General features: G+C 63.5%; 24 protein-coding genes. 7 read left to right on the forward strand and 17 right to left on the reverse strand.

Features of this window, described 5'->3' with window-relative positions; translation table 11 throughout:
* The first annotated feature begins 648 nt into the window (after window positions 1–648).
* Window positions 649–1,149, forward strand: coding sequence for a 2-thiouracil desulfurase family protein (locus ACN6KF_RS05890; RefSeq protein ID WP_434955942.1), 501 nt, complete (start codon window positions 649–651; stop codon window positions 1,147–1,149).
* A gap of 17 nt (window positions 1,150–1,166) precedes the next feature.
* On the opposite strand, the gene ACN6KF_RS05895 is transcribed toward ACN6KF_RS05890, so the two are convergent.
* Both ACN6KF_RS05895 and ACN6KF_RS05900 read right to left on the reverse strand, forming a co-directional pair.
* Window positions 1,167–1,508, reverse strand: coding sequence for a GNAT family N-acetyltransferase (locus ACN6KF_RS05895; RefSeq protein WP_434955943.1), 342 nt, complete (start codon window positions 1,506–1,508; stop codon window positions 1,167–1,169).
* Between the two features lie 184 nt (window positions 1,509–1,692).
* Window positions 1,693–2,508 carry a phytanoyl-CoA dioxygenase family protein gene (locus tag ACN6KF_RS05900; RefSeq protein WP_434955944.1) on the reverse strand — a complete coding sequence of 272 codons (816 nt, stop codon included), beginning with the start codon at window positions 2,506–2,508 and terminating at the stop codon, window positions 1,693–1,695.
* A 307-nt stretch (window positions 2,509–2,815) separates the two neighbouring features.
* Here ACN6KF_RS05900 and ACN6KF_RS05905 point away from each other — a divergent pair, with 307 nt between their 5' ends.
* The gene (locus ACN6KF_RS05905; protein ID WP_434955945.1) at window positions 2,816–4,081 is read left to right on the forward strand and encodes an AGE family epimerase/isomerase; all 1,266 of its coding nucleotides are present in this window, start codon (window positions 2,816–2,818) and stop codon (window positions 4,079–4,081) included.
* Window positions 4,082–4,107: 26 nt separating this feature from the next.
* On the opposite strand, the gene maiA is transcribed toward ACN6KF_RS05905, so the two are convergent.
* The 4 genes from maiA to ACN6KF_RS05925 form a co-directional block, all read right to left on the reverse strand.
* The gene (gene maiA, locus ACN6KF_RS05910; protein ID WP_434955946.1) at window positions 4,108–4,743 is read right to left on the reverse strand and encodes a maleylacetoacetate isomerase; all 636 of its coding nucleotides are present in this window, start codon (window positions 4,741–4,743) and stop codon (window positions 4,108–4,110) included.
* Between the two features lie 139 nt (window positions 4,744–4,882).
* Window positions 4,883–6,190 carry a fumarylacetoacetase gene (gene fahA / locus ACN6KF_RS05915; RefSeq protein ID WP_434955947.1) on the reverse strand — a complete coding sequence of 436 codons (1,308 nt, stop codon included), beginning with the start codon at window positions 6,188–6,190 and terminating at the stop codon, window positions 4,883–4,885.
* A complete protein-coding gene (gene hmgA / locus ACN6KF_RS05920) occupies window positions 6,190–7,548 on the reverse strand; it encodes a homogentisate 1,2-dioxygenase (protein WP_434955948.1) in 1,359 nt (452 codons plus the stop codon). The genes fahA and hmgA overlap by 1 nt, the downstream gene beginning before the upstream one ends.
* A gap of 52 nt (window positions 7,549–7,600) precedes the next feature.
* Window positions 7,601–8,944: an MFS transporter gene (locus ACN6KF_RS05925; protein WP_434955949.1), complete on the reverse strand. Its 1,344-nt coding sequence runs from the start codon at window positions 8,942–8,944 to the stop codon at window positions 7,601–7,603.
* A 107-nt stretch (window positions 8,945–9,051) separates the two neighbouring features.
* Between ACN6KF_RS05925 and ACN6KF_RS05930 the strand changes: the two genes are divergently transcribed.
* Window positions 9,052–9,486, forward strand: a complete 435-nt coding sequence (locus ACN6KF_RS05930; protein ID WP_434955950.1) for a MarR family winged helix-turn-helix transcriptional regulator — start codon at window positions 9,052–9,054, stop codon at window positions 9,484–9,486.
* A 28-nt stretch (window positions 9,487–9,514) separates the two neighbouring features.
* Here ACN6KF_RS05930 and ACN6KF_RS05935 read toward each other — a convergent pair whose 3' ends face one another.
* From ACN6KF_RS05935 to ACN6KF_RS05965, 7 genes are all read right to left on the reverse strand, one after another.
* Window positions 9,515–12,688, reverse strand: coding sequence for an efflux RND transporter permease subunit (locus tag ACN6KF_RS05935; RefSeq protein WP_434955951.1), 3,174 nt, complete (start codon window positions 12,686–12,688; stop codon window positions 9,515–9,517).
* Window positions 12,685–14,124, reverse strand: coding sequence for an efflux RND transporter periplasmic adaptor subunit (locus ACN6KF_RS05940; protein WP_434955952.1), 1,440 nt, complete (start codon window positions 14,122–14,124; stop codon window positions 12,685–12,687). Before ACN6KF_RS05940 ends, ACN6KF_RS05935 begins: the two co-directional genes overlap by 4 nt.
* Window positions 14,121–14,525: a FixH family protein gene (locus ACN6KF_RS05945; RefSeq protein WP_434955953.1), complete on the reverse strand. Its 405-nt coding sequence runs from the start codon at window positions 14,523–14,525 to the stop codon at window positions 14,121–14,123. Before ACN6KF_RS05945 ends, ACN6KF_RS05940 begins: the two co-directional genes overlap by 4 nt.
* Before the next feature lie 222 nt (window positions 14,526–14,747).
* On the reverse strand, window positions 14,748–15,077 hold the full coding sequence (locus ACN6KF_RS05950; protein WP_434955954.1) for a hypothetical protein: 330 nt from the start codon (window positions 15,075–15,077) through the stop codon (window positions 14,748–14,750).
* 133 nt (window positions 15,078–15,210) lie between these two features.
* Window positions 15,211–15,954 carry an ATP-binding cassette domain-containing protein gene (locus tag ACN6KF_RS05955; protein WP_434955955.1) on the reverse strand — a complete coding sequence of 248 codons (744 nt, stop codon included), beginning with the start codon at window positions 15,952–15,954 and terminating at the stop codon, window positions 15,211–15,213.
* Complete coding sequence (locus tag ACN6KF_RS05960) at window positions 15,951–16,988, reverse strand: ABC transporter permease subunit (protein ID WP_434955956.1); 1,038 nt, start codon at window positions 16,986–16,988, stop codon at window positions 15,951–15,953. Before ACN6KF_RS05960 ends, ACN6KF_RS05955 begins: the two co-directional genes overlap by 4 nt.
* A gap of 190 nt (window positions 16,989–17,178) precedes the next feature.
* Entirely contained in the window at window positions 17,179–18,156 is a 978-nt protein-coding gene (locus tag ACN6KF_RS05965) for an ABC transporter substrate-binding protein (protein ID WP_434955957.1), read from the reverse strand.
* Between the two features lie 463 nt (window positions 18,157–18,619).
* Here ACN6KF_RS05965 and ACN6KF_RS05970 point away from each other — a divergent pair, with 463 nt between their 5' ends.
* The 4 genes from ACN6KF_RS05970 to ACN6KF_RS05985 all read left to right on the forward strand — a co-directional run bounded on the left by ACN6KF_RS05970 (window position 18,620) and on the right by ACN6KF_RS05985 (window position 22,165).
* A complete protein-coding gene (locus ACN6KF_RS05970; protein WP_434959621.1) occupies window positions 18,620–19,624 on the forward strand; it encodes a LacI family DNA-binding transcriptional regulator in 1,005 nt (334 codons plus the stop codon).
* Between the two features lie 29 nt (window positions 19,625–19,653).
* Window positions 19,654–20,919 (forward strand): D-tagatose-bisphosphate aldolase, class II, non-catalytic subunit, encoded by a 1,266-nt coding sequence (locus ACN6KF_RS05975; protein ID WP_434955958.1) that lies wholly within the window; start codon window positions 19,654–19,656, stop codon window positions 20,917–20,919.
* Window positions 20,920–20,987: 68 nt separating this feature from the next.
* Window positions 20,988–21,533, forward strand: coding sequence for a sigma-70 family RNA polymerase sigma factor (locus ACN6KF_RS05980; RefSeq protein ID WP_434959622.1), 546 nt, complete (start codon window positions 20,988–20,990; stop codon window positions 21,531–21,533).
* Window positions 21,530–22,165: an NrsF family protein gene (locus tag ACN6KF_RS05985; protein WP_434955959.1), complete on the forward strand. Its 636-nt coding sequence runs from the start codon at window positions 21,530–21,532 to the stop codon at window positions 22,163–22,165. The genes ACN6KF_RS05980 and ACN6KF_RS05985 overlap by 4 nt, the downstream gene beginning before the upstream one ends.
* A gap of 233 nt (window positions 22,166–22,398) precedes the next feature.
* Here the strand turns inward: ACN6KF_RS05985 and ACN6KF_RS05990 are convergent, their stop codons facing one another.
* From ACN6KF_RS05990 to ACN6KF_RS06005, 4 genes are all read right to left on the reverse strand, one after another.
* Entirely contained in the window at window positions 22,399–23,451 is a 1,053-nt protein-coding gene (locus ACN6KF_RS05990; RefSeq protein WP_434955960.1) for a helix-turn-helix transcriptional regulator, read from the reverse strand.
* A 235-nt stretch (window positions 23,452–23,686) separates the two neighbouring features.
* Window positions 23,687–24,511, reverse strand: coding sequence for an SDR family NAD(P)-dependent oxidoreductase (locus tag ACN6KF_RS05995; protein WP_434955961.1), 825 nt, complete (start codon window positions 24,509–24,511; stop codon window positions 23,687–23,689).
* 9 nt (window positions 24,512–24,520) lie between these two features.
* Entirely contained in the window at window positions 24,521–26,032 is a 1,512-nt protein-coding gene (gene betC / locus ACN6KF_RS06000; protein ID WP_434955962.1) for a choline-sulfatase, read from the reverse strand.
* Window positions 26,029–26,535 (reverse strand): acetone carboxylase subunit gamma, encoded by a 507-nt coding sequence (locus ACN6KF_RS06005; RefSeq protein ID WP_434955963.1) that lies wholly within the window; start codon window positions 26,533–26,535, stop codon window positions 26,029–26,031. Before ACN6KF_RS06005 ends, betC begins: the two co-directional genes overlap by 4 nt.
* Window position 26,536: the final 1 nt, after the last annotated feature.

Consider the following 26,536-nt stretch of genomic DNA (forward strand, 5'->3'; position numbering starts at 1 on the left):
GGGAGCTGAACAGGCTGCTTGCCCGCTGGGGTGATAGGGCGCCGGGGCAGCAAGCAAAGAAAAGCCGGAGGAGGGAGCGCCTGTCTTCCTCCTCCGGCTGGCATTTACTTGCATGACGTTAAGTTTTCGCAATCGAAATCTGCACTTGAATGCTAAAGTTAAGCATCTCCTGGCAAATAAGGCGTCTGCAGCTCCATAACTTCATCACAAGCTTGCGCCATCCCGTAACAAAGCTGGCTACACACGGCAATACAAAAAAGTGCCATGCACGATGCCGTCATCGGATAAATCGATTAATTGCTTGAATGGTCGAAAATTGTCTGACATGAACTCCGGCGATATGTGGAAATCCTAAGACAATTCGTGATATTTGAGGCCTGGTCACATCCTCGAATCCCGTCATGGGCTTCCGAGAATAGAACCAGAGTATGACTGGACTGATACCAGAGAGGTACCAAAGCGGTGCCGTTTGGCTGCGGCAATACTCGGTAGCGCCTGTTTGCAGGCCGTGTCATTCGGACATTCTGAGGGCCGGGGAACGTGAACGATCTGAGAGCCCGCAGCCGGATCGAACGCGAGCTCAAGGTTGTGGCGGCGTGTGCATGGCCCTATCACAGCGACGATACACAGGAACGATGCGGAGTGGCGATGACGGCCAAGATCCTGGTGAGCGCCTGTCTCGTAGGGCGACCGGTACGCTATGACGGGGCGGCGAAGACGCTGGATCATCCGGCCCTCGCGCGCTGGCGCGACGAAGGACGCCTCGTCGTCGTCTGCCCCGAGCTTGCCGGAGGGTTCAGCGTGCCCCGGCCGCCGGCCGAGATCGCCGAGGGGCTGTCGGGCCGCGATGTCCTGGCGGGCACCGCGCGCGTGGTCGACCGTAGCGGTGCCGATGTGACCGCGCTCTATCTCGATGGGGCGCGGAGCGCTCTGGCCTTGGCGCGGGCGGAGGGCTGTCGCTTCGCGCTCTTGATCGACGGTAGCCCGTCCTGCGGCAGTGCCTATATTTACGACGGCGCGTTCGCCGGGCGAAAACATGCCGGTGCCGGCGTCACGGCCGCACTCCTGCGGGCGGAAGGCCTGGAAGTTTTCACGCCGTCGGAAATCGCCGCTCTCGAGGCCAGGCTGGAAAGCGTCGACGCAGGCTGAAGGAGGGGCCGCCCGCATCAGGCCAGATCTTTCTCCATATAGACCCTGCGCAAGCCCTTTTCCTCGACGCGATGGGTTTCGACATAGCCGCTACGGGTGTAGAGCGCGATATTCTCCGTCATCGCCTCATTGGTGTAGAGCCTGATCCGCCGATAGGCCGCTTCGCGGGCGAGGTTTTCGGCAGCCTGGAGCAGGCGGCGGCCCAATCCTCGGCCCTGCGCTGCGGGAGCGACGGCGATATTGTCCAGAAGCATCGCATCCTCTTGGGGGATCAGGACGAGGATGCCCAGGACATTGCCGTCGAGAGGGCTCACGCGCACACGCCCTGCGCGCACCAGCGCGGCATAATCATCGAGCATCGGTCCGGGCTTGCGACCGATGCGTGCGATATAGAGGACGTGTATGCCGCCTCGACGATATGTTCGATGGCCGGAAGGTCGGCGGTGGTGGCCAGGCGTAGGGCTTGGACCATGATGTCCTCCTGAAGAACGGCGGGCGACATCCCCGCTCTCTTCGGTCGCCGGCCGGAGAGAGCGGCCGTCGTCAGGTTTGCACACGCTCCAAGAGGGCGCGCCGGATGGCAATCTCCACGGGTGAATAGTCGCCGTCCTCGCGCTGCAGCCGGAAAGGCTCCTTTGGCATCAGGGGAGGTTGGGCCAGAAAGCGCGGCGCCGAGCCCCGATGTTTCTGGGCAGCGTGTACCAGGAACGGATGGCAGAGATAGACCGTGCCGGCCTCACCAGTGGCCAGCGTCTGCTGCCGCCGGGCGCCCATCTGTTCCAGATCCATGTGCGAGCGGCCGGCCTCGCCTGCCGGTGCGAGATAACGAGCCATGTCCAGATGCGAGCCGACACGGATGCGGGTCGGTGCATCCTCGGGCCCGATATCGGAGAACAGGAACAGCATGAGTAGAGCCCGCCCGCGCGAGGTGATGTTCACGCGCCAGGCCGAGAAGTCGGTGCGCTCATTGGGATCGCAGTCCTCGCCTGGAAAGGAGAGGTCGACATGCCAGCCGGCGTCACCCGGATCGTCCGGATGGGGAAAGCGCACCGGGAAACTGCCGAGCCCGTCGCGCGGATACCAGCGCCCGCTGCCGACGAGCTGGTCGAAGGCGGATCTGAGGACGGGCGTATTGGCTGCCTCCTGGAACGGGCCGCCGCCATAGCCGCCGAGCCGGATCACGGGGCTCGTCCAGGTGGCGGGATCGTCGGGATCGCAGGGGATGTCCCGCCATAGGATGGCGCGGGCCTCGTCTGCCAGTTCGCGGGAAAAGGCCCCGTCGATCCGGACGAAGCCGTCTTCGATGAATCGTTCGATCTGCGCAGCATCGAGCGCGCATCCTTCCGGGTGTTTGGGCATGACAATCTCAATCATCGCGCCGTTCTGCCGACAGGGGCGAACGGCGACAGCCGTGTGGTTCACGGCGACAGGTCCGGCGGAGCGGACCGGCGTCCAGTCTTCGGTCAGCCGCTAGCCGACGAGGAAGAAGACGGTGGCGACGTTGAATGTTTGCGTCATCATGGCCGCTCCAGCATAGGCATGCACGTGCGTGGGTCAACCACATCGCCGCTGTTTCTTCATACCAATCAGTGGCGCGGGCGTCCGAGCTGTTCTAAGCAGGGGCGGGCTCGACGCCCCAATCCATGCCGTATCGAGGAGACTTCAGATGACGTCCGCCGCTTCCGCTTCTGCCACGCCGAAATGGGTGACGTTATCAAGCCACCGAGCCTGGCTCTTGCAGCAGGCGGATACGCTGTTCTCCGTATTCGAACAGAACAGTCTCAATCCCCTCGGTGGCTTTTACGACCTCGACATGGCCTGCAAGCCGTTCGCGCCGGGACAGCCGCCCGGCAGCCGGCCAACTCGCCAGATCCATGCGACCACGCGCATGGTGCATTGCTTTGCCATCGCCCATCTGATGGGGCGCCCCGGCGCTGACGTGATGATCGATCACGGCATGGACTTCATCTGGAACGGCCATCGCGACAAGGACAAGGGCGGCTATTTCTGGGGCGTCGGCTATGAAGGGCCGACCGATGATACCAAGCAGGCCTATGGCCATGCCTTCGTGCTGCTCGCAGCCTCCAGCGCCAAGGTCGCCGGACACCCCGACGCCGACCGGCTGCTGGCAGACATCTCCACCATACTGGATGAGCATTTCTGGGAGGCAGGCCCCGGCGCCACCGCGGAGGAGTTCACGCGGGACTGGCAGCCCTTCGACAATTATCGCGGCCAGAACTCGAACATGCACCTGACCGAAGCCCTGATGGCAGCCTTTGAGGCAACCGGCGACAACACCTATCTCAGCAAGGCCGAGCGCATCGCCGATCTGATCGTGCGGCGCCACGCCGCCGAGAATGGCTGGCATCTGCCCGAGCATTTCAGCCGGGATTGGCAACTCAACAAGGACTATTCCGGCAGCCCGGTCTTCCGTCCCTACGGCACCACGCCAGGCCACTGGCTGGAATGGGCCCGCCTTTTGCTGCAGCTCTGGGAACTGGGCGGGCGCAAGCTGACTTGGCTGCCCGACGCTGCTGCCAACCTGTTCCGGCAGGCTGTCAAGGACGGCTGGGATCACGAGAAGGGCGGCTTCTACTATACGCTCGACTGGACCGGCGCGGCGCGCATTCGCGATCGCTATTGGTGGCCCTGCTGCGAGGGTATCGGCGCGGCGGCTTTCCTCAACGCCACTGATGGCGACGGTTTCTACGAAGAATGGTACCGTACTATCTGGAACTTCAGCGCCGCCCGCTTCATCGATAAGGTAAATGGTGGCTGGTTCCCCCAGCTCGGCGACGACCTCAAGCCCAACACCGGACCATTCTACGGCAAGGTCGACATCTACCACGCTCTCCAGGCCTGCCTCATTCCGCTGCTGCCTACCACAGGCAGCATCACGCGCGGGCTGATCACCGAGGGGGTGAAGATCTAGGGCGCCGCGCCGCTCGTTTCCTCACCTCACTCGCTGTCGGACTGGTTCGCCGGATGTGCCTTGACGAAGGCGGGATGTCCTTCGGCCTCGGCCTCGACGCGGCGGATGCGAGGATAGGCGTCGAGCGGCACGCCGAAGCGGCGGGCGGCGTAGAGCTGCGGGATGAGATAGACATCGGCCAGCCCCGGTGTTTCGCCGAAGCAATAGGGGCCGTCGCCGATCAACGCCTCGACTGCCTTCAGCCCCGAGCCGGCCCAGGTCGCGATCCAGGCTTCGACCTCCGGCTCGGCCTGGCCGAGCGTCCGGCGCAGATAGGTCAGCGGGCCGAGATTGTGCAAAGGCTGGATGTCGCAGCCAATGATGGCGGCGACGGCGCGCACCTTGGCTCTCCGCGTGGGGTCGGAAGGCAGCAGTGGCGGTACCGGATAGGTTTCTTCGAGATATTCGATGATGGCAGGGGATTGGGTCAAAGCATTGCCGTCATCGAGCACCAGCGTGGGCACGCGCTCCTGCGGATTGAGAGCCCGATAGGCCGCGCCATGCTGTTCGCCGCCATTGCGCACGAGATGAATGAAGGCCTGTTCCGTCTCCAGGCCCTTGAGGGCAAGGGCGATCCGGACCCGATAGGACGAGGTGGAACGCCAATAGGTGTAGAGTTTCATGGTCGCGTTGCCTTCCTGTCATGGCGATGCGCAGAGCCAATACGCAAGAAATCCGGTGTGCCAATCTCCTCAGTTCCATCACGTGATGGAGCGAGATCGGCACACCAAACCCGCGCCAGCCTCCATCCTTATGGCGAGACTATAGCGCTGGCCGGATCATCGCACGGCATTCCCCGAAGCCGATGGAGGCAAAGCCTTCGCGCCGGCAGCGGCCCTTGAGGATCACCTCGTCGCCATCCTCGATGAAGCGCCGCTCCTCGCCCGTTTCGAGGCGGATGGGGTTCTTGCCGCCCTGGCTGGCCTCGAGCAGGCTGCCGCAGGCGTCCTGTCCAGGCCCCGAAATGGTGCCCGTACCGATGAGATCGCCCGGGCGCAGATTGCAGCCATTGGAGGTGTGATGGGCTAGCATCTGCGCCACGGTCCAATACATGTGCCTCGCATTGGAGCGAGCCAGGCAATGGGCTGCGAGCCCCCGGCTGCGCAATTCGGCAGTCGTCAGCAGGACCTCCAATTCGATGTCGAAAGCGCCCAGGGCCTGGTCGCCTGCATCGTTGAGATAGTCAAGCGGCGCCGGATCGCCTGCCGGGCGGGGCGCCTGCGCGATGCGGAAGGGGGCGAGCGCTTCGGCCGTGACGATCCAGGGCGAGATGGTGGTGGCGAAACTTTTGGCGAGGAAGGGGCCGAGAGGCTGATATTCCCAGGCCTGGATGTCGCGGGCCGACCAGTCGTTGAGCAGGCAGAGGCCTGCGATCTGGTCGCCTGCGGCCGATATCCCGATCGGGGCGCCGAGGTCGTTGCCGGGTCCGACCCACACGCCGAGTTCGAGCTCATAGTCGAGCCGTGCACTCGGGCCGAAGACGGGAATCTCGGCCTCCGGCCGTTTCGACTGGCCGAGCGGGCGCTGGATCGCGATTCCCGAGGGAAGGACGGAAGAGGCGCGGCCGTGATAGCCGATCGGCACATATTTGTAGTTGGGCAGGAGCGGATTGTCGGGGCGGAACAGCTTGCCCACGGCGGTGGCGTGGTGGATGCCGACATAGAAGTCGGTGTAGTCGCCGATCCGGGCCGGCAGCTGGAGCAAGCAGTCGGATGCCTTGTACAGCAAAGGCTCTACCCTGGGACGCAGCGAGCTGGCTTCGGCCAGGAGGCTGGAGAGCGCCTGGCGCAGGGCACGCCGTGGGCCAGGGCCTAGGGCCAGCAAGCCGTTGAGGTCGTTGCCCCGGCTCGCTTCGGCGGCCCGTTCGGCGGCGCCGCTGAGCAGGCCGCCATCGAGGACGGCGCGCAGGTCGAGGATGGCATCGCCGATGGCGACGCCAGCGCGCGGCGTCGCGCCTCCGGGGCTGAAGATGCCGAGCGGCAGGTTCTGGATCGGGAAATCGGCATGGCCGTTCGCGGAGGCGACCCAACTGGTCAAAGCGGGGTCATGGGTTTGATCGAGCTGTGACATCAGGGCCTGTTGGGGTCGAAATGCTTGGTCATCTTGTGGCCGTAGCCGCCATAGTCCTTCTGCAGGGCGTCGGAGCCGGCGGCATAGGCGGACACGCGCTGCGGAAAGCGGCATTCGAACATGAAGGCCAGCGTATTTTCCAGCCGGTGCGGCTTGAGTTCGACACGGCTCGCTTTCTCGAAGGCGTCCAGATCAGGGCCATGGGGTAGCATCATGTTGTGCAACGAGGCGCCGCCCGGCACGAAGCCGCCGCCAGTCTTGGCATCGTACTGGCCATAGACCAGGCCCATGAATTCGCTCATCACGTTCATATGATACCAGGGCGGCCGGAAGGTGTTCTCGGCCACCAGCCAGCGATCCGGGAAGATCACGAAATCGATATTGGCGGTGCCGGGCGTTTCCGAGGGCGAGGTCAGCACGGTGAAGATGGACGGGTCGGCGTGGTCGTAGAGCACCGGCCCGACCGGTGAATAGCGCCTGAGATCATATTTGTAGGGCGCATAATTGCCGTGCCAGGCCACCACGTCGAGCGGCGACTGGTTGATCGCGGCGGACCAGAGAATGCCGCCCCATTTGACATAGAGGCGAGAGGGCACCTCCCGGTCCTCATAGGCGGCGACAGGGGTGAGGAAGTCGCGCGGGTTGGCGAGGCAATTTGCCCCGATCGGGCCGCGTTCGGGCAGCGTGAGGGCGCCCCCGTAATTCTCGCACAGATAGCCGCGGGCCGGGCCATCCCGGAGCTCGACCCGGATCTTCACGCCACGCGGGATGACGGCGATCTCGCCCGGCTCGATATCGATGATGCCGAACTCCGTCGCGAGGCGCAGCGAACCCTGCTGCGGCACGAAGAGCAGCTCGCCATCGGCATTGTAGAAATACTCGTCCACCATCGACCGGGTGATCAGATAGACATGAGCACCCATGCCGGCATGGGTGGCGGCGTCGCCGGCCGTGGTCAAGGTGTGCACGCCGTTGAGGAAGGAAACCGGTTCGGCTGGGATGGGGAGCGGATCCCAGCGTAGCGGCGCGATCGGAACCTCGACCTCGGGGGCGGGCGCGGTGCGCCAGAAACCGATATCGGCCTTGGTGAACGCGCCCCAATGGCTCACCGTTGGCCGGATGCGGTAGAGCCAGGAGCGCTCATTGGTGGTGCGCGGTGCCGTGAAAGGCGAGCCGCTGAGCTGCTCGGCATAAAGCCCATAGGCGCAGCGCTGGGGGGAGTTGCGGCCGAGGGGCAGGGCGCCCGGGAGTGCCTCGGTTTCGAAGCCGTTGCCGAAGCCCGACATGTAGCCGGCCTGGATAGCGCTGACGGCCTCGCCTTTTCGATCGCTGTCTGGTCGGGGAGACTGGAGATCCATGATCGCCTCCTGAATTCGAACGTTCCTGATATAATCGTTGCGTTTGTAACCATCAAAGGTGCGTCCGGTGCTGCAGATCCTCCTGCCCGAAGGGACTGGCGCTGGGCTGGTTGGAGGCGTCGCCATCTGCGGCTCTACCACGGGTCTCCGGCGTCAATATGAGCACCAGCAGGGCCGGCACGACCATCAAAGCCGCATAGATGGCGACTGACATCGGCGTACCCGTGCGCTCGATCAGGAGAGCACCAATCAGCGGCGCGACCGAACCGCCGAGCACGGATGCGGCCTGATAGGAGGCGGAGAGGGCCGTGTAGCGCACGCGCGTCGGGAACATCTCGGTGACATAGGGGGCAAGGCCGCCCAGCAGGAACCCGTGGGCGCACAGGGCCGGGATGGCGCGAAGGTAGAGAGCCGATGGCGCCTCACCCTGCGCGAGGGTGAACAGGGCAAAGGCGGCGGCCGTGGCTCCGATGAAGCCTGCGATCATCACGGGCCGGCGCCCGATGCGGTCGCTGAGCCAGCCCGAACCGAGGATGACGGGCAGGGAGGCGAGCGAAGCGACGAGGACGACATCGATGGCCTGGGCACGGCTGAGCCCGAGCCGGGTGGTCGCCAGCAGCAGGACGAAGGTCGAGAACAGATAGAGCAGGGTGTTCTCGGCTGCCTTGACGAAGAAGACCTTGGCCATCGACAGTTTCTGGGTGGCAAAGGCTTCGGCCAGCGGCGCATGGGCGATTTCGGTTTCCGACTTGATCTCGAGGAAGGCCGGTGATTCATCGACCTGCCGGCGGGCCCAGAACCCGAGGGCGATCAGCACGATCGAAAGCAGGAAGGGAATGCGCCAGCCCCAGGCCAGGAAGGCCTCCTCGCCGAGCCAGAGCTGCACGAGGCCGAGGATGCCGAGGGCGAGGACATTGGCGGCCGGGCCGCTCGCCATCGGAAAGCTGGTCCAGAAACCGCGATTCTGGGCCGGCATCGATTCGGCCACGATCGTCAGTGCGCCGGTTGCCTCGCCGCCGACCGCAACGCCCTGGAAGATGCGGATGAGCAGGAGCAGGAGGGGAGCGGCGACGCCGATGGTGTCATAGGTCGGCAGGAGGCCGATGGCGGAGGTGGCGATACCCATCATCAACAGGCTGACGATCAGCGTGTTCTTGCGGCCGAGCCGGTCACCGATTACGCCGAAGACGATGCCGCCGAAGGGGCGGGCGAGGAAGCCGGCCGCAAAGGTGCCGAGGCCGAGTAGGGTACCCACGAAAGGATCGTCGGCAGGAAAGAACACCTTGTTGAAGACGAGCACGGTGCTCGCGGCGAAGATGAAGAAATCATACCATTCCAGTGTCGAGCCCAATGTGGCGGCAAGCATCACCTTCAGGCGGGACGCCATCGAAGCCATCTTCATCCTCCCGGTCGCGGATCTTTGGTTATGCGACCTCCCGAAGAGAAGCGGCCGCTCATTTATGAAGTTGCAGTTGTAACTGTCGATAATGTAACTATCAAAGCATGGCCAAGCTCACCCTCGAGAACTTTCTGCCCTATCGGCTCAACCGTATAGGAGCGGCGGTATCGCGCGACTTTCGGGCGGTCTATGGCCCGGAGCACGACCTGACGGTGCCCGAATGGCGGGTGCTGGCGACATTGGGCGAATTCGACGAGATGGGCGCGAAGGCGATCGGTGCCCATTCCTCCATGCACAAGACCAAGGTCAGCCGCGCCGTGCGAGCGCTGGAGGAACGCCGCTGGCTCAAACGCCGCGAGAGCATGGAAGACAGGCGCGAGGAGATCCTCAGCCTCACGCCGCTGGGGCGGCGGGTCTATGCCGAGATCGTGCCGCGGGCGCTGGCTTTCGAAGCCGCCTTGCTGGCGGCCCTTGGCCCGGAGGCCAAGGCGCTGTTGCGGGGCCTCGACAAGCTCGAAGCCAGCATGGACCTGCGCTGAGCCTGCCGGGTTTGGAGCGGATGGAATCTCATGCAGGCCGATGTTGGGCTGTCCGGGCTGGCATCCCTCCATCCGCCTCCTGCTGCCGATCGGCGGGAAGGCGCCATCCCTTGACGATGCCATAGATGGCGGGAATTACCACCAGGGTCAGCAGGGTCGAGGAAACCATGCCGCCGATCATGGGAACCGCGATGCGCTGCATCACCTCCGATCCGGCGCCCGTACTCCACAGGATGGGGATGAGCCCGGCCATGATGGCGATGACCGTCATCATCTTGGGGCGAACCCGTTCCACGGCACCCAGCATGATCGCCTCGCGAAGATCCGCCCTGGTAAAGGGCTGCTCCTTGCCGGATCGCTCCGCCTTCACCTCGGCCAGGGCCTGCTGCAGGTAGATCAGCATGACGACGCCGGTCTCCGCCGCGACGCCGGCCAGCGCGATGAAGCCGACGGCAACCGCAACGGACATGTTGAAGCCAAGCCACCACATCAGCCAGATGCCGCCGACCAGGGCAAAGGGCAGTGACAGCATGACGATCAGCGTCTCCGTCAGGCGGCGGAAGTTGAGGTAGAGCAGCAGGAAGATGATGAGCAGCGTGACAGGCACGACGATCTTCATCCGGGCCTCGGCGCGCTGGAGATATTCATATTGGCCGCTCCAGCCGATTGAGTAGCCCGGAGGCAGCACGATTTTCGCGGCCACGGCCTTCTGCGCCTCGGCGACATAGCCGCCGAGATCGCGCCCGTCGATATCCACGAAGATATAGGTTGCGAGCTGGCCGTTCTCCGTGCGGATGGAGGTCGCGCCCCGCGTGAGTTCAACCTTCGCCACCTCGCCCAACGGGATCGTGCCGCCGCCTGGGAGGGGAACTTGCACGTCGGCGGCAATGGCCTGGCGGTTGGAGCGCAGATCGCGCGGATAGCGGATGTTCACGCCATAGCGTTCCCGCCCTTCCACCGTTGTCGTCACGGTCTCGCCGCCGAGGGCCGTGGCGATGACGTCCTGGACGTCGCCTACGGCGAGCCCGTAGCGGCCGAGTGCGTCCCGGTCGGGCACGATGTCGAGATAATAGCCGCCGATGACCCGCTCGGCATAGGCGCTGGAGGTGCCCGGCACGGTTTTGAGAATGGCCTCGGTCTGGCGGGCGATCTTTTCCATCTCGGCAAGATCAGTGCCGAAGACCTTGACGCCGACGGGTGTTCGAATGCCGGTCGAGAGCATGTCGATACGGGCGCGAATCGGCATGGTCCAGGCGTTCGATACGCCCGGAAATTGCAGGGCCTTGTCCATCTCGGACTTGAGGCTGTCGAGGGTGATGCCCGGCCGCCATTGCTCCTTGGGCTTGAGATTGATGATGGTCTCGAACATTTCGGTGGGGGCGGGGTCGGTCGCCGTCGCGGCGCGTCCCGCCTTGCCGTAGACCGAAGCAACCTCGGGGAAAGACTTGATGATGCGGTCCTGCATCTGCAGCAATTCGCCGGCCTTGGTGATCGAGATGCCGGGCAGGGTGGTCGGCATATACATCAGGGTGCCCTCGTCCAGCGACGGCATGAATTCGGAGCCGAGCTGACGCGCGGGCCAGATGCTGAGGGCCAGCGCCGCCACGGCGAGAATGATGGTGAGGGTCTTGGCTTTAAGGACTCCGCGAATGACCGGCCGGTAGAGCCAGATCAGGAGGCGGTTGATCGGATTCCTGTGCTCGGGAATGATCCTGCCGCGCACGAAGATCACCATCAGTGCCGGTACCAGCGTGATCGACAGGAGGGCGGCGGCGGCCATCGCGAAGGTCTTGGTGAAGGCGAGCGGCCCGAACAGGCGTCCCTCCTGCGATTCCAGCGTGAAGATGGGCAGGAAGGAGACGGTGATGATCAGCAGGCTGAAGAACAGGGCCGGGCCGACTTCACTTGCCGCATTGACGAGGATCTGAATACGGGACTGGCCAGGCGCAGCGCGTTCGAGATGCTTATGCGCGTTCTCGATCATGACGATGGCGGCATCGATCATTGCGCCGACGGCAATGGCGATCCCGCCGAGACTCATGATGTTGGAGCCAAGGCCGATCAGCTTCATGGCACCGAACGCCATGAGGATGCCGACGGGGAGCATGAGGATGGCGACCAGGGCGCTACGCAGATGAAGAAGGAACACGACACAGACGAGGGCGACGATCACGCTCTCCTCGAACAGTGTTCTCTTGAGCGTTTCAATCGCCGCTTCGATCAGGTGGGAGCGATCATAGACCGGGACGATCTCGGTTCCCTTGGGCAGGCTTGCGGCGATGTCGGCGAGGCGTTGCTTGGCATTGTCGATGACGGTCAGGGCATTGGCGCCGAAGCGCTGCAAGACGATGCCGCCAGCCACTTCTCCCTCGCCGTTGAGTTCGGTGATGCCGCGGCGCTCGTCCGGCCCGATTTCGACGCGGGCGACGTCCTTGAGACGCAGCGGTACGCCGGCGCTGGTCCTGAGCACGATGTTCTCGAGGTCGGCCGGTGATTTGACGTAGCCGCGGCCGCGCACCATGAATTCGAATTCGGAAAGTTCCAACGTGCGACCGCCCACGTCGCGATTGCTGGCCCGCACGGCGTCGCGCACCATCGACAGGGAGATGCCCTGGGCCTGCAGCCGCAGCGGATCCACCACGATGCTGTATTGCTTGACGAAGCCGCCGACGCTCGCGACCTCGGCCACGCCTTCCGCCTTCGAGGCGGCATAGCGCAGCTTCCAATCCTGCAGCGAGCGCAGTTCGGCGAGCGACATGTCCTTGGAGGTGACGGCATATTGATAGACCCAGCCGACCCCGGTGGCATCAGGGCCGAGGCCCGGGGTGACACCGGCTGGCAGGCGCTGCGCCGCAGCGTTGAGATATTCGAGAACCCGGCTGCGAGCCCAGTAGGGATCGGTGCCGTCTTCGAAGATCACATAGACGAAGGAGACGCCAAAGAAGGAGAAGCCGCGCACCACCTTCGACTTCGGGACCGTCAGCATCGCTGTCGTCAGCGGATAGGTGACCTGGTCCTCGACGACCTGTGGCGCCTGGCCGGCATAGTCGGTGTAGACGATGACCTGGACGTCGGAGAGATCGGGAATGGCATCGAGGGGCAGCGTCTTCAAGGCATAGAGCCCGGATGCGACGGCAAAGGCGGTGCCGACGAGGATCAGCACGAGGTTGCGTGCGGACCAGGCGATCAGCCGGGCGATCATGGCGTGGCCTCCGGACTGGTCATGCCGTTCAGTGCGGCCTTGAGATTGCTTTCGGCGTCGATGAGGAAGGTTGCGGCCGTCACCACGCGGTCACCCGCCGCAACGCCGTCGCGGATCTCGACGAAGCCGCCGCCCTGGGCGCCGACTTTGACTACTCGCGGCTCGAAACGCCCGTCTCCCTTGGCAAGGATGACCGTTTGGCGCGTGCCGGTGTCGATCACGGCGCTGTCGGAGACGGTCACCGCCTCCTTCGCGTTACCGGTCGCGATCTCCACATCGGCATACATGTCGGGCAGCAGAAGGCCTCCCGGGTTCGCGAGCTCGATCCGCACCTTGGCGGTGCGGGTTTCCTTGGCCACTTCCGGATAGATCAACGCGATCCGTCCGTCGAAGACGCGGCTCGGCAGGCTGCGGATCCGAACGGTCACGAGGGCTCCGGGCCTGATGGCGCCGAGCTGATATTCGGGCACATCGGCCAGCACCCATACGGTCGAGATGTCGGCGAGGCGGAAGAGAATGTCGCCGGGCGCCGCTTTCATGCCTTCGGTGACGTTGCGCTGGAGCACGATGCCGTCTCGCTGGGCGCGCCATGTCATTGCTGGCGGCACCTTCCGGTTTCGTTCGAGTTCGGCGATGGCTTCGGGAGGGACACCGAGATTTTCCAGCCGCTGCCGTGCGCCGCCGCCCGTTCCTCCACGCCCGCCATTGCCAAGCTCGGTGAGGAACTGGGCGCCGGCAGCGGCGATTTCGGGCGAGTAGAGCTGAAGGAGCGGTTCGCCCCTGGCGATCCGATCGCCCGTCGTCACATCCGAGACCTTGGTGATGAAGGCATCCGAACGCGTGGCGACCACGCTGATGCGACGCTCGTCGAGCTGCACGCTACCCGGGACGCGCACGGGCCGGACGAGCGCGCGCATTGCCGCAATCTCCGTGCGGACGCCCGTCTGCTGCTGCCTGCCTGCTGCGACCCGGACGGTTCCCGTTTCCGGTTCTTCCCCGGCACGGACGGGGATGTAGTCCATGCCCATGGAATCCTTCTTCGGAACCGGCGACGTGTCCGCGAGGCCCATGGGGTTGCGGTAATAAAGGATGGGACGGGGGGCTACGATGGCAGGTGCCGGGCGCGCGTCGGTAGGCTTCTCGTCGAAGCTTACCTCCTCGCTGGCGTGGACCGCAACGAAGTCGCGGCCATCCGCTGTCCTGGCCGGCGTTGCCGAATAGGCGGGAGATCCATCGGGCGCGCGATAATAGATTACCGGCCCGGTAGGCCCTGCTGCCGCACTCGCCATGGGCGACGAAGGCCCGCCGGTCAGTGCGAGCATTTGCTGCCAGGCCGTCGCGGAAAGGGCCGGGCCATGCCGGCCTGCCCAATAGCCGCCGGCTCCTGCCGCGATGATCGCGATGAGGACTAGGCTTGTTCGACCGACGCGGCTCATGGCACGGCCTTGAAGACGAGCTTGCTTTCGAGTGTTCCGGTTTCGCCCTGGAGCTTGGCGGCGAGCGACAGCCGCCATCCGCCCTCCATGCTCAGCCTTGCCTTGAATCGATAGATGCCGGGTTCATCGGATGTGATGGCTTCGATCGGGGCCTTCATCGCCGCCATGCCGTCCGGCGCCATGTCGACGCGCTGGGTGAAAATCACCGCGTTGGGGGCAGGCTTGCCAGAGCGCCTGTCGACGAGGCGTACGGCGATTTCCGATGTCTCGTTCAGCTTGACCTCGGGCTGGACGAGTTGAAATTCGTAGTCTGCGATATCGGCTCGCGCGGGGGAGGCGGTTGCGCAGGCAAGGCCGATCACTGCCGCAAGGGCGATGCGGTTGGTGCCAAATGACATCATGTCTGAAATATTCCGGGTTCACTCCTGGCCGACGAACGTCTCCCAAGCCTTTGCGATCCGCCGTAATCGACGAAAAACGCAAGAATGCGTCGGAGCGAAAGCCGGGATCGACAGGCGTTTACGCCTGGACCCGCTTTGCTCTGGAGGAGGTTCGATGGCCGCTACTGCTGTCCGGCCCCGAAGGCGCCGGACAGACTGCCCCAGTACGGGGCGCGGATGAATTCAGGCGCGGGGAGGACGGTCCGGCGGCGCCGTGATGAAGGGCGTCCTGTCCAGGTCGTTGCCGGGCGGGGCGAGGCGGCGGGTCTCGAAGAGAGGTGCCTGGGCCATTACCGCGATCGGATCACCGGGGGCGCATTTGGCCATGCAGACGATCGCCACCGGGCAGGACTTCTGCCCTCCGGGCAGCGAGGGGTTCTGTTCGGGGCAGCACGGCATGTCGGCAGCCATGGCAGCCTGGCTCGCCGCGTGCGACGGCACGGCCGCTATGGCAGCCGAGAAGGGCGCCATCGGAGCGCTCAGCAGGCTTGCGATCATGACGATCGAGAGCATGCGGGAAAGGAGATGCCAGCAGGTCACGGCAGAGTGATGTCACGTACTGGGGGAAATGAGAAGTCCTGCCGTATTCACATTCTCGTCGGTGCCCCAAGGCGGGAGAGCGGGCAGGGCGCCCGCTCTGCGCTTCTCAGCCGCCCACCATCAGCTTGACGATCTCGTCATGATTGGTCTCGGCGATCAGGCGCTCGCCCGCCAGGGTGCCGCGGCGTAGCACCACGATCCTGTCGGAGACCGCGAAGATGTCCTGCAGATTGTGCGAGATGAAGATGATGCCGCGCCCCTGGGCCTTGAGGGTCTTGATCAGGGAGACGACCTTGCGCTGCTCGGGCACGCCGAGAGCGGCGGTCGGTTCGTCCATGATCAGCACCTGCGCGTTCCAGTAGACGGCACGGCCGATGGCGACCGCCTGCCGCTGGCCGCCGGAGAAATTGCCGACGGGGGCATCGAGGCGAGTCACGTGGAAATCAAGCTGCGCCATGGTCTCCTGCGCCGCCTTGGCCATCTTCTTGCGGTCGAGCACGGGCAGGAAGCCGAAGGCCTTCGTCATCGGCTCGCGTCCCAGAAAGATGTTGGCGCCGATGGAGAGATTGTCGGCGAGTGCGAGGTCCTGGTAGATCGTCTCGATGCCATGGCCACGCGCGGCCTCGGGGGTCGCGAATTTCACGACTTCGCCCTTCAGCCGGATCTCGCCACCATCGGCCTGGTAGACGCCGGAGATGGTCTTGATCAGGGTCGACTTGCCGGCGCCGTTGTCGCCAGCGAGAGCCACGACCTCGCCGGCATTGAGCTGGAGCGAGACGCCGTTGAGCGCGGTGACGCCGCCGAAATGCTTGGAGACGTCGCGTATGTCGAGGAGAGGCTGGGTGCTCATGAGCGGCGGCCTCCGGCAATGCTGCGCTGGGCCTGGTCGACCAGCACGGAAACGATGATGACGACGCCCACCGAGACGAATTGCCAGAAGGGCTCGACATTGATGTAGACGAGGCCGAACTGGATGACGGCGATGACGAGCGCTCCGGCCAGCGTGCCGGAGATCGAGCCCGAGCCGCCGAACAGGCTAGCGCCGCCGATCACCACGGCGGCGATCGAGTCGAGCAGGAGCGGTTCGCCGGCTTGGGCCGCACCAGCGGTGAAGCGGGCGGCATAGAGCACGCCGCCGATGCCGGCGCAGACAGCCGACAGCACGTAGAGCTTGCGGGTATGCCTGGAGACATTGATACCGGCCCGCAGCGCGGCCTGCTCGCTGGCGCCGATGGCATAGGTGTGCTGGCCGAAGCGCGTCTGCGAAAGCAGATAGTGCATCAGGATGAGGAAGAGGGCGGCCACGATCACCACGACGGGCACCCCGTAGAGGCGGCCATTGCCAAGCGCTGCGAACCAGGCATTCGAAACCGGGACGGTGGTGCCGCCGGCGAGCAGATAGGCGATGCCGCGAGCCACGCCATACATGCCGAGCGTGCCGATGAAGGGAGGGACCCTGAGTTTCGAAATCAGCAGGCCGTTGATATAGCCGGGGACGGTGGCCACGGCGACGCCGGCCACAATGCCGATCAGCATGGCCGGGAAGGGCGGCATGGAGGCGCCCGCGAGATTGGCGGTATGGGCCGCCACCACGGCCGACAGCCCCATGATGAAGCCGATCGAGAGGTCGATGCCGCCCGAAATGATCACGAAGGTCGAGCCGAGCGCCAGCAGAAGCGGGGCGACGGCATAGATCGAGATCGATTGCAGCGTGGGAACCGAGAATACGAAGGTCGAGCCATAGGCGATCCGAGCCCAGCACTCGAAGAAGACCAGGAGCAGGACCAGGAAAAGCCAGGCCCTGAGCTCCGCGATGCGCAGAAGGATGGGATGAGGTCCTGCCGCGGGCTGCGCCCGACTGAGGGAGGATTGGGCTGCCGACATCAGGCGCTCCGTTGAGAGGTCATGAAGAGGCCGCCGGGCCAGAGCGTTTTCCAGAAAAGTTGACAGACTTTTCGATTAAGAAAACGCGTTAAAACAAAAAGTTAGAGAAAAATGGCAATTCGGAGAAAAGTCATTTTCCTCTAGAGCGTCCTGCTCCAAAGGCTCCGGCGGCGCAGATACGAGGAAGGCCTCATTCCTTGTAGATGAAGGCGGCAACTTCCGGCTTGTCGACGTTGGACTTGTCCATCACGGTGAAGCCCGTGCCGATCGAGGCAGGGATCGATTGGCCAGTCAGATGGGCATAGGCGGAAAGCACGCCGAAATAGCCGATCTCCGCCGGATGCTGGGCGATGGCGATGTCGACCAGGCCGGACTTGATGTTGTCGACGATCGTAGCCGGAGCGTCGAAGGCGGCGACACGGATCTTGCCACTCTGGCCAGCCTGCTGCACGCCATTGGCGGCACCCAGAGCGGAGAACAGATTGGCGCCGAACACACCGGCAAGATCGGGATTGCGGGCGAAGACCGACTGCATCTGCGAAGCGGCTTTGTTGGCATCATTGTCATTGAATTGCGTTTCAAGAACAGAGATGTTGGGATAATTCTTCATCTCGTCCTTGAAGCCTTCCTCGCGCTGATCCGTGGTCGAGATGCCCGGCTTCACATTGGACACATAGACCTTGCCCTTCTCGCCGATAGCCTTGGCGAGGGCACGGGCCGCGATGCGCCCGCCCAGAATATTGTCCGAGGCGACATAGGAGAGCGGGAAGTCGGCGTCACCCGCGCCGGTCTGATATTTGCCGGTGCCGATGAAGGTATCGACGGTGATCACCGGAATGCCGGCATCGATGGCCTTCTTCAGCGGCTGGACGAGCTGAACCTTGTCGGTCGGCGCAATCAGGATGGCGTCGGGCTTGCGCGCGATGACGGCATCGAGCACGGGCGTCTGCGTCACCGGGTTGAAGTCGGGCGCGCCCTGGAACACCAGTTCGGCTCCCACCACCTTGGCGGCTGCCTCTGCGCCCTTGCGCATGGAGATGTAGAAGGCGTCGGTGGTCAGGCCCGGGATGAGGGCGATGGTGTATTTCTTGTCCTGGGCCTGCGCCGGAGCGGCGAGCACGCTGGCCCCGATGGCAAGAGCCGCGAGGGCCGTAAGCAGTTTCCTCATGTCGTTTCCTCGGTTTGACGTAAGTCGGATCGATCCCTCCGGCACGGATCCTCTTCTGACGGGAGGTAGCCGGCCGGTCATGGCGGGAAAGGCCGCCGATCAAGGTGAGGAAAGAGATTTTGATTGCGGCCAACGCGAGTAAATTCGCGTCGCGCGCTCTCGTCTTCTCCCTCCCTGAATTTGTTTTTGTCTTTTATTAATTGTCAGACTATGGTTTTGCGTGATGAGCGTCAATTAAAGATATTGCTCATGGAAAAATTGACAAAATGCGCCTTGTTCGGAGGAACGATTTTAGCATTATTGCATTGAACTAAAACATTATATTTTTTGAGAGCAATGATCGGATCAAATTTCCGGGTGGCCAATTTTATGGCATGTAAAAAATAAAATTGTTTGCCTGTGTAAAAATTCAAGGCGAGCTGAACAGGACAGGGAGCGGCGGTTGGTGCGAAAGATCAGGAACATGGCCGAGTTCGCCGAGCTCAGTGGCATTTCGCGGCCAACCGTGTCGAAATATTTCAACGACCCTGGCAGTGTGCGCAAATCGATCCGCACTCGCATCGAGCGGGCCCTGGCCAAGTATGACTATCGGCCGAACCTGTTTGCAGTGAACCTCAACCGAAAGCGGCCCAAGATCATCGGCGTGATCGTGCCCGATACCTCGGACATGTTCTATTCGGAGATGGTGCGTCACATCGAGCGACGTTGCGCGCAGGATGGTTACTTCGTGCTGGTGCTCTCCTCGCGAGGAGATGCCCTGCATGAGGCGCGTTCGGTGGAGACGCTGCTGTCGCTCAAGATTGCCGGAGCGATCATCGCCCCCCTCGGCGCCTATACCGATGCGACACGGATGGAGACCCTGCGTGCCCATATTCCCGTGGTCTATCTTGATTCCTCCCTGCAGGACGGCTCGCCCTTCGTCGGCACCGACAATGAGCAGAGCATCGGTCTGATCACCGATTATCTCTGCCGCACGGGGACGCCTCCCTGCTTCTTTGAAATGCCTGCGGTCAATCACAATGCCGCCGAGCGCAGCAATGCCTATGTCCAGGCAATGGAGCGGCTCGGCTTCCAGCCGGAGATCATCACTGTTGCAGGCAAGCCGGACTGGCGTTTCGAGGAAATCGCCTATGCCGAGGCCCTGCAGGTGATCGACGGCGCGGGGTTTCCGACCTCGACGGTGCTGTGCGCCAATGACCGTATCGCCGTAGGGGTGATGGCCGCAGCCTTCCAGCGCGGCCTGAAGGTCGGGCGTGAAGCCGATTGCCGATTGCGCGTCGCCGGCCATGACGACCAGCCCTATAGCCGTTTCGGCTGTCCGCCCTTGACCACGGTGGCGCAGGACTTTTTCCGCCTCGGCAATCTCGGCGTCGAGCTGCTGCTCGCCCAGGTCGAGGGCGAGGAACCTGCACAAGGACAGCAGCAATTGCGGCTCGAGGCACAATTGATGATGCGGGCTTCGGCCTGATTGCGATCCACATTTTACGGAGACCCTACATGACCAAGCTTCTCGACCTGGCCCCTGCGCGCCGTGCCGGAAGGCCGCGGGGCATCGCCTCGATCTGCTCGGCTCATCCGGACGTGATCGAGACGACGCTGGCACATGGCCGCGAGCGCGGGCGTGAGGTGCTGATCGAGGCGACCTGCAACCAGGTGAACCAGGAGGGAGGCTATACCGGCATGACGCCGGCCGATTTCAGGCGTTTCGTGCTCGGGAAGGCGAAGGCAGTCGGCTATGACACTGCCGGTCTGGTCCTTGGCGGCGATCATCTCGGTCCCAATCCCTGGCGCCATCTCGAGGCGGAAGAGGCGATGGCCAAGGCCGAGGCGATGATGGCGGCCTATGTCGCGGCGGGGTTCGGCAAGATCCATCTCGATGCCAGCATGGGCTGCAAGGGCGAACCCGAGGCGCTCGACGACGAAACCACGGCCAGGCGTGCCGCCCGCCTGACCTGGGTGGCGGAGCAGACAGCCCGCGACAATGGGTTGCCTCTGCCGGTCTACATCATCGGCACAGAGGTGCCGGTGCCGGGGGGCGCCTGGCATGCGCTCGACAGCCTGCAGCCGACCGCGGCGGGAGCGGCACGCCAGACCATCGAGACCCATCGGACCATCTTTCGCCAGCAAGGCGTCGAGGCGGCGCTGGAGCGCGTGATTGGTCTCGTGGTGCAGCCCGGCGTCGAATTTGGCCATGAGGATGTGGTGGTCTACCGACCCGAGAAGGCCCGGGATCTCATCGGCGTGCTGGGCAACGAGCCCTCCCTCGTGTTCGAGGCCCATTCCACCGACTACCAACCACGGGAAAAGCTGGCGCAACTGGTGGCCGATGGCTTTGCCATCCTGAAAGTCGGGCCCGGCCTGACCTTTGCCTGGCGCGAGGCGCTCTACGGCCTCGATCTCATCGCCGGGGAACTCGATGCCTCCTATGGCGAACGCTCGCTGGCCAGGGCGATGGAGGCCCTGATGCTGGCCGAACCCGGCTACTGGCAGCGCTATTATCAAGGCGATGCCGCCGGCCAGCACGTGCTGCGCCATTATAGCTACAGTGACCGCATCCGCTATTACTGGCCGCATCCGGTCGCGGCCCGCGCCGTGGCGCGCTTGTCGAAGGCGCTGGCAGGGCGCACCTTGCCACCCACTTTGGTGCATCAGTTCGTGCCTGCAGCGGCGGGATATGACGGACCGCTGGATATGGCCGCCTGCCTCTCTCTGGCCATACGCGCGGTGCTGGACGATTATGCCGGGGCGACGGCGGTGCAGTGAGTCGGCACCGGCATTTGGTAACAAAGCCGTGAGACCGGCCGTAGAGAGGAAGGCTCGTGCATAATCCCATGCGCGAAGAGGAGTGGGCGGCATGGTTGCGGCAGTCGATCGCTGGAGATGCGCCGGCTTATCGGCGGTTCCTGCAGTCGGTGACGCCCTATCTGCGCGGCACGGCGCGCCGCTATTGCGAGCGTTTCGGTGCCCCGCCGGCGGAGGTCGAGGACGTCGTGCAGGAAGTGCTGCTCGCCATTCATCTCAAGCGTGGAACCTGGGACCAGTCGCGCCCGCTCGGTCCCTGGCTTTCGACGATCGTGCGCAACAAGATGATCGATACCATGCGCCGTCGGGGACGGCAGGTGATGGTGCCGATCGAGGACGTGATCGAGATTCTCGAAGCGCAGGAGCCGGCAACCGTGCTGTCCCAGCATGAGGCCGAGAAAATGCTGGCGCATCTGAAACCGCCGCAGCGGGACATCGTGGAAGCCATCTCCCTAGGGGGCGTCAGCATCCGGGAGACGGCTGCAAAGTTGAAGATGACTGAAGTGGCCGTGCGCGTTGCTTTGCATCGGGGCCTCAAGAAGCTCGCAGCGCTCTATCGGAGTGACCAGTCGTGAAGACCGACGATCTCATCAATGCCATTTCGGAAGATGCGCCGGTCAGATGGTCCCTCGGCAGGGCTTTCGGACTGGCGGTGATCGTCGGGACGGCTTTTTCGGCCATGCTTTTCTTCGTCGGCTTCCGTCCTCGTCCCGATATCGCCGCGGCGGCCGAGACATGGCGCTTCCTGTTCAAGTTCGTGGTGACGGCATCACTGGCCGTGTCGGCCTGTGGCCTGATCCTGCGCTTGGTCAGGCCGGGTGCACAACCGGGGGGATGGCGCCTTGCTTTGGTCGTTGCGCCCTTGCTCTTGATTGGCGCAGTCGCCGTGGAAATGATGGTCATGCCGCCCGCCAGTTGGGGAACACGCTGGATGGGTGTCAATGCCCGCTATTGCCTGATGCTGATACCCTTGCTGGCGCTCGGGCCGTTGGCCTGCATTCTCTATGCCCTGCGCCAGGGTGCTCCCGAGAACCCCGGCAGGGCCGGGGCGGTGGCAGGCCTGGCCGCCAGCGGCATCGCGGCAACCCTTTATGCCAGCCACTGCGTGGACGACAGCCCGTTTTTCGTCGCCACCTGGTATAGCCTGGCGACAGGTATCGTCACCGTCTTGGGATATATCGCCGGCCGTCGTTTGCTGCGCTGGTGAGCACGGCATGGCCTCGTGGCCATCGACATGCTCTGCAATGAAGCGGGTATTTTGAATATCCCTGCAATATGTTGTTATTGTTATTTGTTCTTTGAATTTAAATCTGACTTCCAGGGCGGTGGCTATTTTCCGATAGCCATCACCAAGCCGCTTTGCTTTTTTGCGCGGAAACGAATGATTTGGTTTGAGCCCTATGGTTATCATTCTGTAAAGACTGGTTTTTTTGGGAGATTCTAGCCATTCGATCGATGCCTCTGCAGCGCCTGGATATAGGTGAGGAAGAGTTCGCGTTCCGACGTGATGTCCAGCTTTTCATAGATGCGAAGCCGGTGGTTCTTCACCGTCCCACGCTGGAGCTTGAGGCGCTGGGCAATGGTGGCGGTAGGGTGGCCTTCGAGCACCAGCTTGACGATGTCGATCTCCCGGGGCGTGAGGGTCGGATTGAGCTTGGAGATGATCGTCTGGTCATAATCCGTTGAAGAGGATGCCGATTTCTCTACCGTGAACAGCCAACCTTCCGGTGCGGAGCCATGGGTTGGCGAGATACGGGTCCTGTGCAGAACGGTGGCGTCGTCCAATATGGCTTCCCCGGCATTCTCGGCCGTCAGCCGTTCGGCGGCACGCGGCAGGCCGGCATCCCTGCTTTCCAATTCCCGCCAGGCCTCCGATGCGTGGATGACGCAGCCTTCGAGGTCGCGCAGCATGATGGCCAGCGGCAGGGAGACGCCGCCTGCGCCGCGCCCGATCGCCGCCGCCAGGACCGCATTGACATGCGCGCTCTCCAGCCCGGCAAACAGGGGATAGAAATCTTCCATGGCCGTGCGTTCACTGTCGAGGAAGCGGCCGATGCGACGTTCCAGGAACAAGGCAACGCTGGCCCGTCCCATGGCGGGAAGGAAGTAACCAAGCTCGTCGGTGATGCTGGATTCCTGCAGGAATTCGCGGACATAGCGGCTCTGCCGGGTGGCCGTGGCCGGAAACATGTCGAGGCTGACGACGCCGGGCCGTTCCGTCTGCGCCCAATAGCGATGGAACGGGTCGAAGACATGGAAGGTCGTCTCATATTGGCGGGCCAGGACATCCGAGAAACCGTGATGCATGAGGAAGCTCGGCCGGCCGACCGCCGAATAGCGCACCATGGTGGCGATGTCGTGCGAGACCAGGGAACGGAAGGCCGCGAGCAGGGCGACATAGAAGTCGGATGTTCCTACCAGCCGGGCGGCCTCTCCGATGGCAGCATTGACGGTGGCGAGCGGAAGGCCGGAAGCGATCAGGGAAGATTTCATCCGTACATTCCACGCCGAAGTCGCATTCGGCCACAGGTGCTGTCTGACATAAGTGAGACGCTGCCTTTGTCATGCCCGGACCCTGGTCCGGGCATCCAGCGGCCCCGACTCCGATAACCGGAAGGGAGCTGGTTTCCGGGTCAAGCCCGGCAATGACAAAGGTCGAGCTAATTTAATCCGTCTATTGACCCGCAAACCCTTGGCATAGAGGCAGGGTAGCGTTCCCTGAAGCTTTCTACCAGAGCGCCCCCCCGGTGATCTGGATGTTTTCGGCCGTGATGCCTTTGGCGGCCTGGCTGCAGAGAAAGACAGCGAGACCAGCCACTTCGTCGGGTTGGATGATGCGCTGCTGCGGATTCTGAGACGCAATCCGGGCCATGGCGCTTTCCAGGCTTTCCCCCTTGCCGTCGCGCTCGGCGACCTGGGCGACGTTGCGGCGCATCAGCTCGGTCTCCACCCAGGTCGGTGAGATCATCACGGCCGTGACGCCATGCGGCGCTCCTTCCAGCGCTACGCAGCGCGTCAAGCCCAGCAAGCCGGATTTGGAAGCGCAATAGGCCGGGTTGTCCTTCCAGCCGACACTGGCGGCCGTCGAGCCGATATTGATGACGCGGCCCCAGCCCCGCGCGATCATGCCGGGCAGGAGGCTGCGCGTGGTGCGAAAAGCCCCGGTGAGATTGGTGTCGAGGATCTTGTCCCAGAGTGCATCGGAATGGCCGCTGACCGGCTGTTCGGCCGTGGTACCGGCGGCGTTCACCAGGATGTCGATGGGGCCGCAGGCTGTTTCGGCCGCCTCGATGAAGGCCTCGATGATCTCGCTGGAGCGCACGTCGAGATGGCCGGCATGCACCTTGACGCCCTCAGCCTCGAGCATGGCGCGCACGCGCTGCAGTTCAGCCCGCTCGGGATAGGCGGCGGCATCGCCCAGGCGCGCGCCTTCGCCGATATAGGAGCCGACCGCGACATTGGCGCCGACGCTCGCCAGAGCCTGTGCGATGGCGAGGCCCTGGCCGGTGAGGCCGCCGGTGATAAGCGCGGTACGGCCTTTCAAGCTGGTCATGGTCTTCCCTTATGGCCGGATGAATTCACGGGCCTCGGCCTCGTGATACGATTTCGCCCCGCGATAATATTGCAACGAAGCATCGCTCCAGGGCTGATAATCCCAGGGCGTGATCTTACCGGTGCTCAGCGCCTTGTAGACGAGGCGACGCCGACGTTGGCTGGCGATGATTTCCCGCTTGAGCCTGGACATGTCCCACCGGCGCTCGACCTCGCCGAGCATGTCCCGCACCACGCCCGCATGGCCCGGATCTCCTGCGAGGTCATGCACCTCGTCCGGATCGGCTTCCATGTCGAAGAGCTGCGGCGGGTCGTGCTCGACATAGGTGAATTTGTAGCGGCCCTTGCGCAGCATCACATAAGGGGCCGCCACGCCCTCCGACATCAACTCGCTGACCGCGATACGATCGTCGGCGTCCTGTCTCAGGAGGGAGAGCAGGCTGCGCCCGTCGGGACCTTCGGGGTAATCGTTCCATTCCGGGCCAGCGGCAATCTCGACCAGGGTCGGCAGAATATCGACGAGGGAAGCATTCGCCTTGATGCGGGCGCCTGCCGGCACGTTGGGGCCGGCCATGAGCAGGGGCACGCGCGACGACCAGTCATAGAAGCTCATCTTGTACCAGAGGCCGCGCTCGCCAAGCATGTCGCCATGATCGGCGAGGAAGATCACGATGGTGTCCTTGCCATGCCCGGAGCGCTCGAGCGCATCGAGAACCTCGCCAACTCGCTCGTCGAGATAGGACACGCTGCCGTAATAGGCGTGGCGGGCAGCGCGCACATGCTCATCGCCGACCCCGAACTCTCCGCGATCATATTGTTCCCACAGCCGCCGTGAATGCGCGTCCCGTTCGGCTGGAGGAATGAATGGCACGCGGGGCATATCGATCTTGTCGTGATCGTAGAGATCCCAGAACCGTTGCGGCGTCACATAGGGATCGTGCGGATGGGTGAAGGAGGCAACGAGCAGGAAGGGGCGGTCGTCGCTGTCGCGCGCCTGGTCGAACAGCCAGCGCCGGGCGTTGTGGGCGACCTCCTCATCATAGTCCTGCTGCAGGGCCCGTTCGGCTATGCCGGCGTCGCTGACGTTCTGCATGTTGTGGAACCAGTCCATGGTCCGCCACGGATCGTCCCAGTCGGCCGTCCAGTTGAAATCGGAGGGACAGATGTCGGTCGTTACCCGTTCTTCGAAACCATGCAACTGATCGGGCCCGATGAAGTGCATCTTGCCCGACAGGCAGGTCCGGTAGCCGAGCACGCGCAGATAATGGGCGAAGGTGGGAACATCAGACGGGATCTGCGCGGCATTGTCCCAGGCCTGAATGTTCGAACACAGCCGCCCAGTCATCAACGCCAGCCGCGCGGGAGCGCAGAGGGGAAAGTTGGAGTAGAAATTGTCGAAGACCGCACCGGTTTTGGCGATGCGGTCGAGGTTGGGGGTCTTCACAACAGGATGGCCGTAGACGCCGAGCGCCGGGGCACCCAACTGATCGGCCATCAGAATGAGGATGTTGGGGGGACTCATCGAGCATCTCCCTCGGGTTCAAGAGGCCGCTTGAGCCATTCGCGATAGAAGCCCTCCAGATCCGGCTCGAAATCATGCACGATCGGATAACCGGGAGCGGCTCCCTCGACCTCATGAAGGGTGCCGCAAGACTGGCAGAGGAATTCCCGGATTTCCATCCATTCCGGATCGGGGATATCGGAATTGGGATAGATCTCGCGCAGGGCCTCCTTGGTCCGACGCACGCGGATATGGGCACCGAGTTTCCAGTTCTTCCTGTAATGCCCGAACTCCTGGCCGCATTCGCATTTGGTAACGCGGCCATTCGGCGTGTCGGCGATGAAGAGGTGATCGCCGACCGGCAGCAGGATCGGGTCCTTCCAGGCCATCCGCTCCTGCAGGACCTGGATATAGGTGTGGAAACGGTCGTCGTCCTTATAGGCGCTCATGATCTGCCGGGTCTGGTGCCAGGGCAGGCTGCCTGCAACGAGTTCGCGAATGGTTTCCTTGGGATAGCTGGACATG

Origin of the sequence: Labrys methylaminiphilus subsp. lupini (assembly GCF_051161885.1) — a bacterium.
Taxonomy (GTDB): Bacteria; Pseudomonadota; Alphaproteobacteria; order Rhizobiales; family Labraceae; genus Labrys.

Coding starts and splice junctions, on each gene's coding strand:
- ACN6KF_RS05960 (WP_434955956.1), bottom strand. CDS start 16,988: ATGTCGGCAGCCCAATCCTCCCTCAGTCGGGCGCAGCCCGCGGCAGGA.
- ACN6KF_RS05940 (WP_434955952.1), bottom strand. CDS start 14,124: ATGAGCCGCGTCGGTCGAACAAGCCTAGTCCTCATCGCGATCATCGCG.
- maiA (WP_434955946.1), bottom strand. CDS start 4,743: ATGAAACTCTACACCTATTGGCGTTCCACCTCGTCCTATCGGGTCCGG.
- ACN6KF_RS05930 (WP_434955950.1), top strand. CDS start 9,052: ATGGCCAAGCTCACCCTCGAGAACTTTCTGCCCTATCGGCTCAACCGT.
- ACN6KF_RS05995 (WP_434955961.1), bottom strand. CDS start 24,511: ATGACCAGCTTGAAAGGCCGTACCGCGCTTATCACCGGCGGCCTCACC.
- ACN6KF_RS05990 (WP_434955960.1), bottom strand. CDS start 23,451: ATGAAATCTTCCCTGATCGCTTCCGGCCTTCCGCTCGCCACCGTCAAT.
- ACN6KF_RS05890 (WP_434955942.1), top strand. CDS start 649: ATGACGGCCAAGATCCTGGTGAGCGCCTGTCTCGTAGGGCGACCGGTA.
- ACN6KF_RS05975 (WP_434955958.1), top strand. CDS start 19,654: ATGACCAAGCTTCTCGACCTGGCCCCTGCGCGCCGTGCCGGAAGGCCG.
- ACN6KF_RS05950 (WP_434955954.1), bottom strand. CDS start 15,077: ATGCTCTCGATCGTCATGATCGCAAGCCTGCTGAGCGCTCCGATGGCG.
- ACN6KF_RS05945 (WP_434955953.1), bottom strand. CDS start 14,525: ATGATGTCATTTGGCACCAACCGCATCGCCCTTGCGGCAGTGATCGGC.
- fahA (WP_434955947.1), bottom strand. CDS start 6,190: ATGTCACAGCTCGATCAAACCCATGACCCCGCTTTGACCAGTTGGGTC.
- ACN6KF_RS05905 (WP_434955945.1), top strand. CDS start 2,816: ATGACGTCCGCCGCTTCCGCTTCTGCCACGCCGAAATGGGTGACGTTA.
- ACN6KF_RS05935 (WP_434955951.1), bottom strand. CDS start 12,688: ATGATCGCCCGGCTGATCGCCTGGTCCGCACGCAACCTCGTGCTGATC.
- ACN6KF_RS06005 (WP_434955963.1), bottom strand. CDS start 26,535: ATGTCCAGCTATCCCAAGGAAACCATTCGCGAACTCGTTGCAGGCAGC.
- ACN6KF_RS05970 (WP_434959621.1), top strand. CDS start 18,620: ATGGCCGAGTTCGCCGAGCTCAGTGGCATTTCGCGGCCAACCGTGTCG.
- ACN6KF_RS05955 (WP_434955955.1), bottom strand. CDS start 15,954: ATGAGCACCCAGCCTCTCCTCGACATACGCGACGTCTCCAAGCATTTC.
- ACN6KF_RS05965 (WP_434955957.1), bottom strand. CDS start 18,156: ATGAGGAAACTGCTTACGGCCCTCGCGGCTCTTGCCATCGGGGCCAGC.
- ACN6KF_RS05925 (WP_434955949.1), bottom strand. CDS start 8,944: ATGGCTTCGATGGCGTCCCGCCTGAAGGTGATGCTTGCCGCCACATTG.
- ACN6KF_RS05980 (WP_434959622.1), top strand. CDS start 20,988: ATGCGCGAAGAGGAGTGGGCGGCATGGTTGCGGCAGTCGATCGCTGGA.
- hmgA (WP_434955948.1), bottom strand. CDS start 7,548: ATGGATCTCCAGTCTCCCCGACCAGACAGCGATCGAAAAGGCGAGGCC.
- ACN6KF_RS05900 (WP_434955944.1), bottom strand. CDS start 2,508: ATGCCCAAACACCCGGAAGGATGCGCGCTCGATGCTGCGCAGATCGAA.
- betC (WP_434955962.1), bottom strand. CDS start 26,032: ATGAGTCCCCCCAACATCCTCATTCTGATGGCCGATCAGTTGGGTGCC.
- ACN6KF_RS05895 (WP_434955943.1), bottom strand. CDS start 1,508: ATGCTCGATGATTATGCCGCGCTGGTGCGCGCAGGGCGTGTGCGCGTG.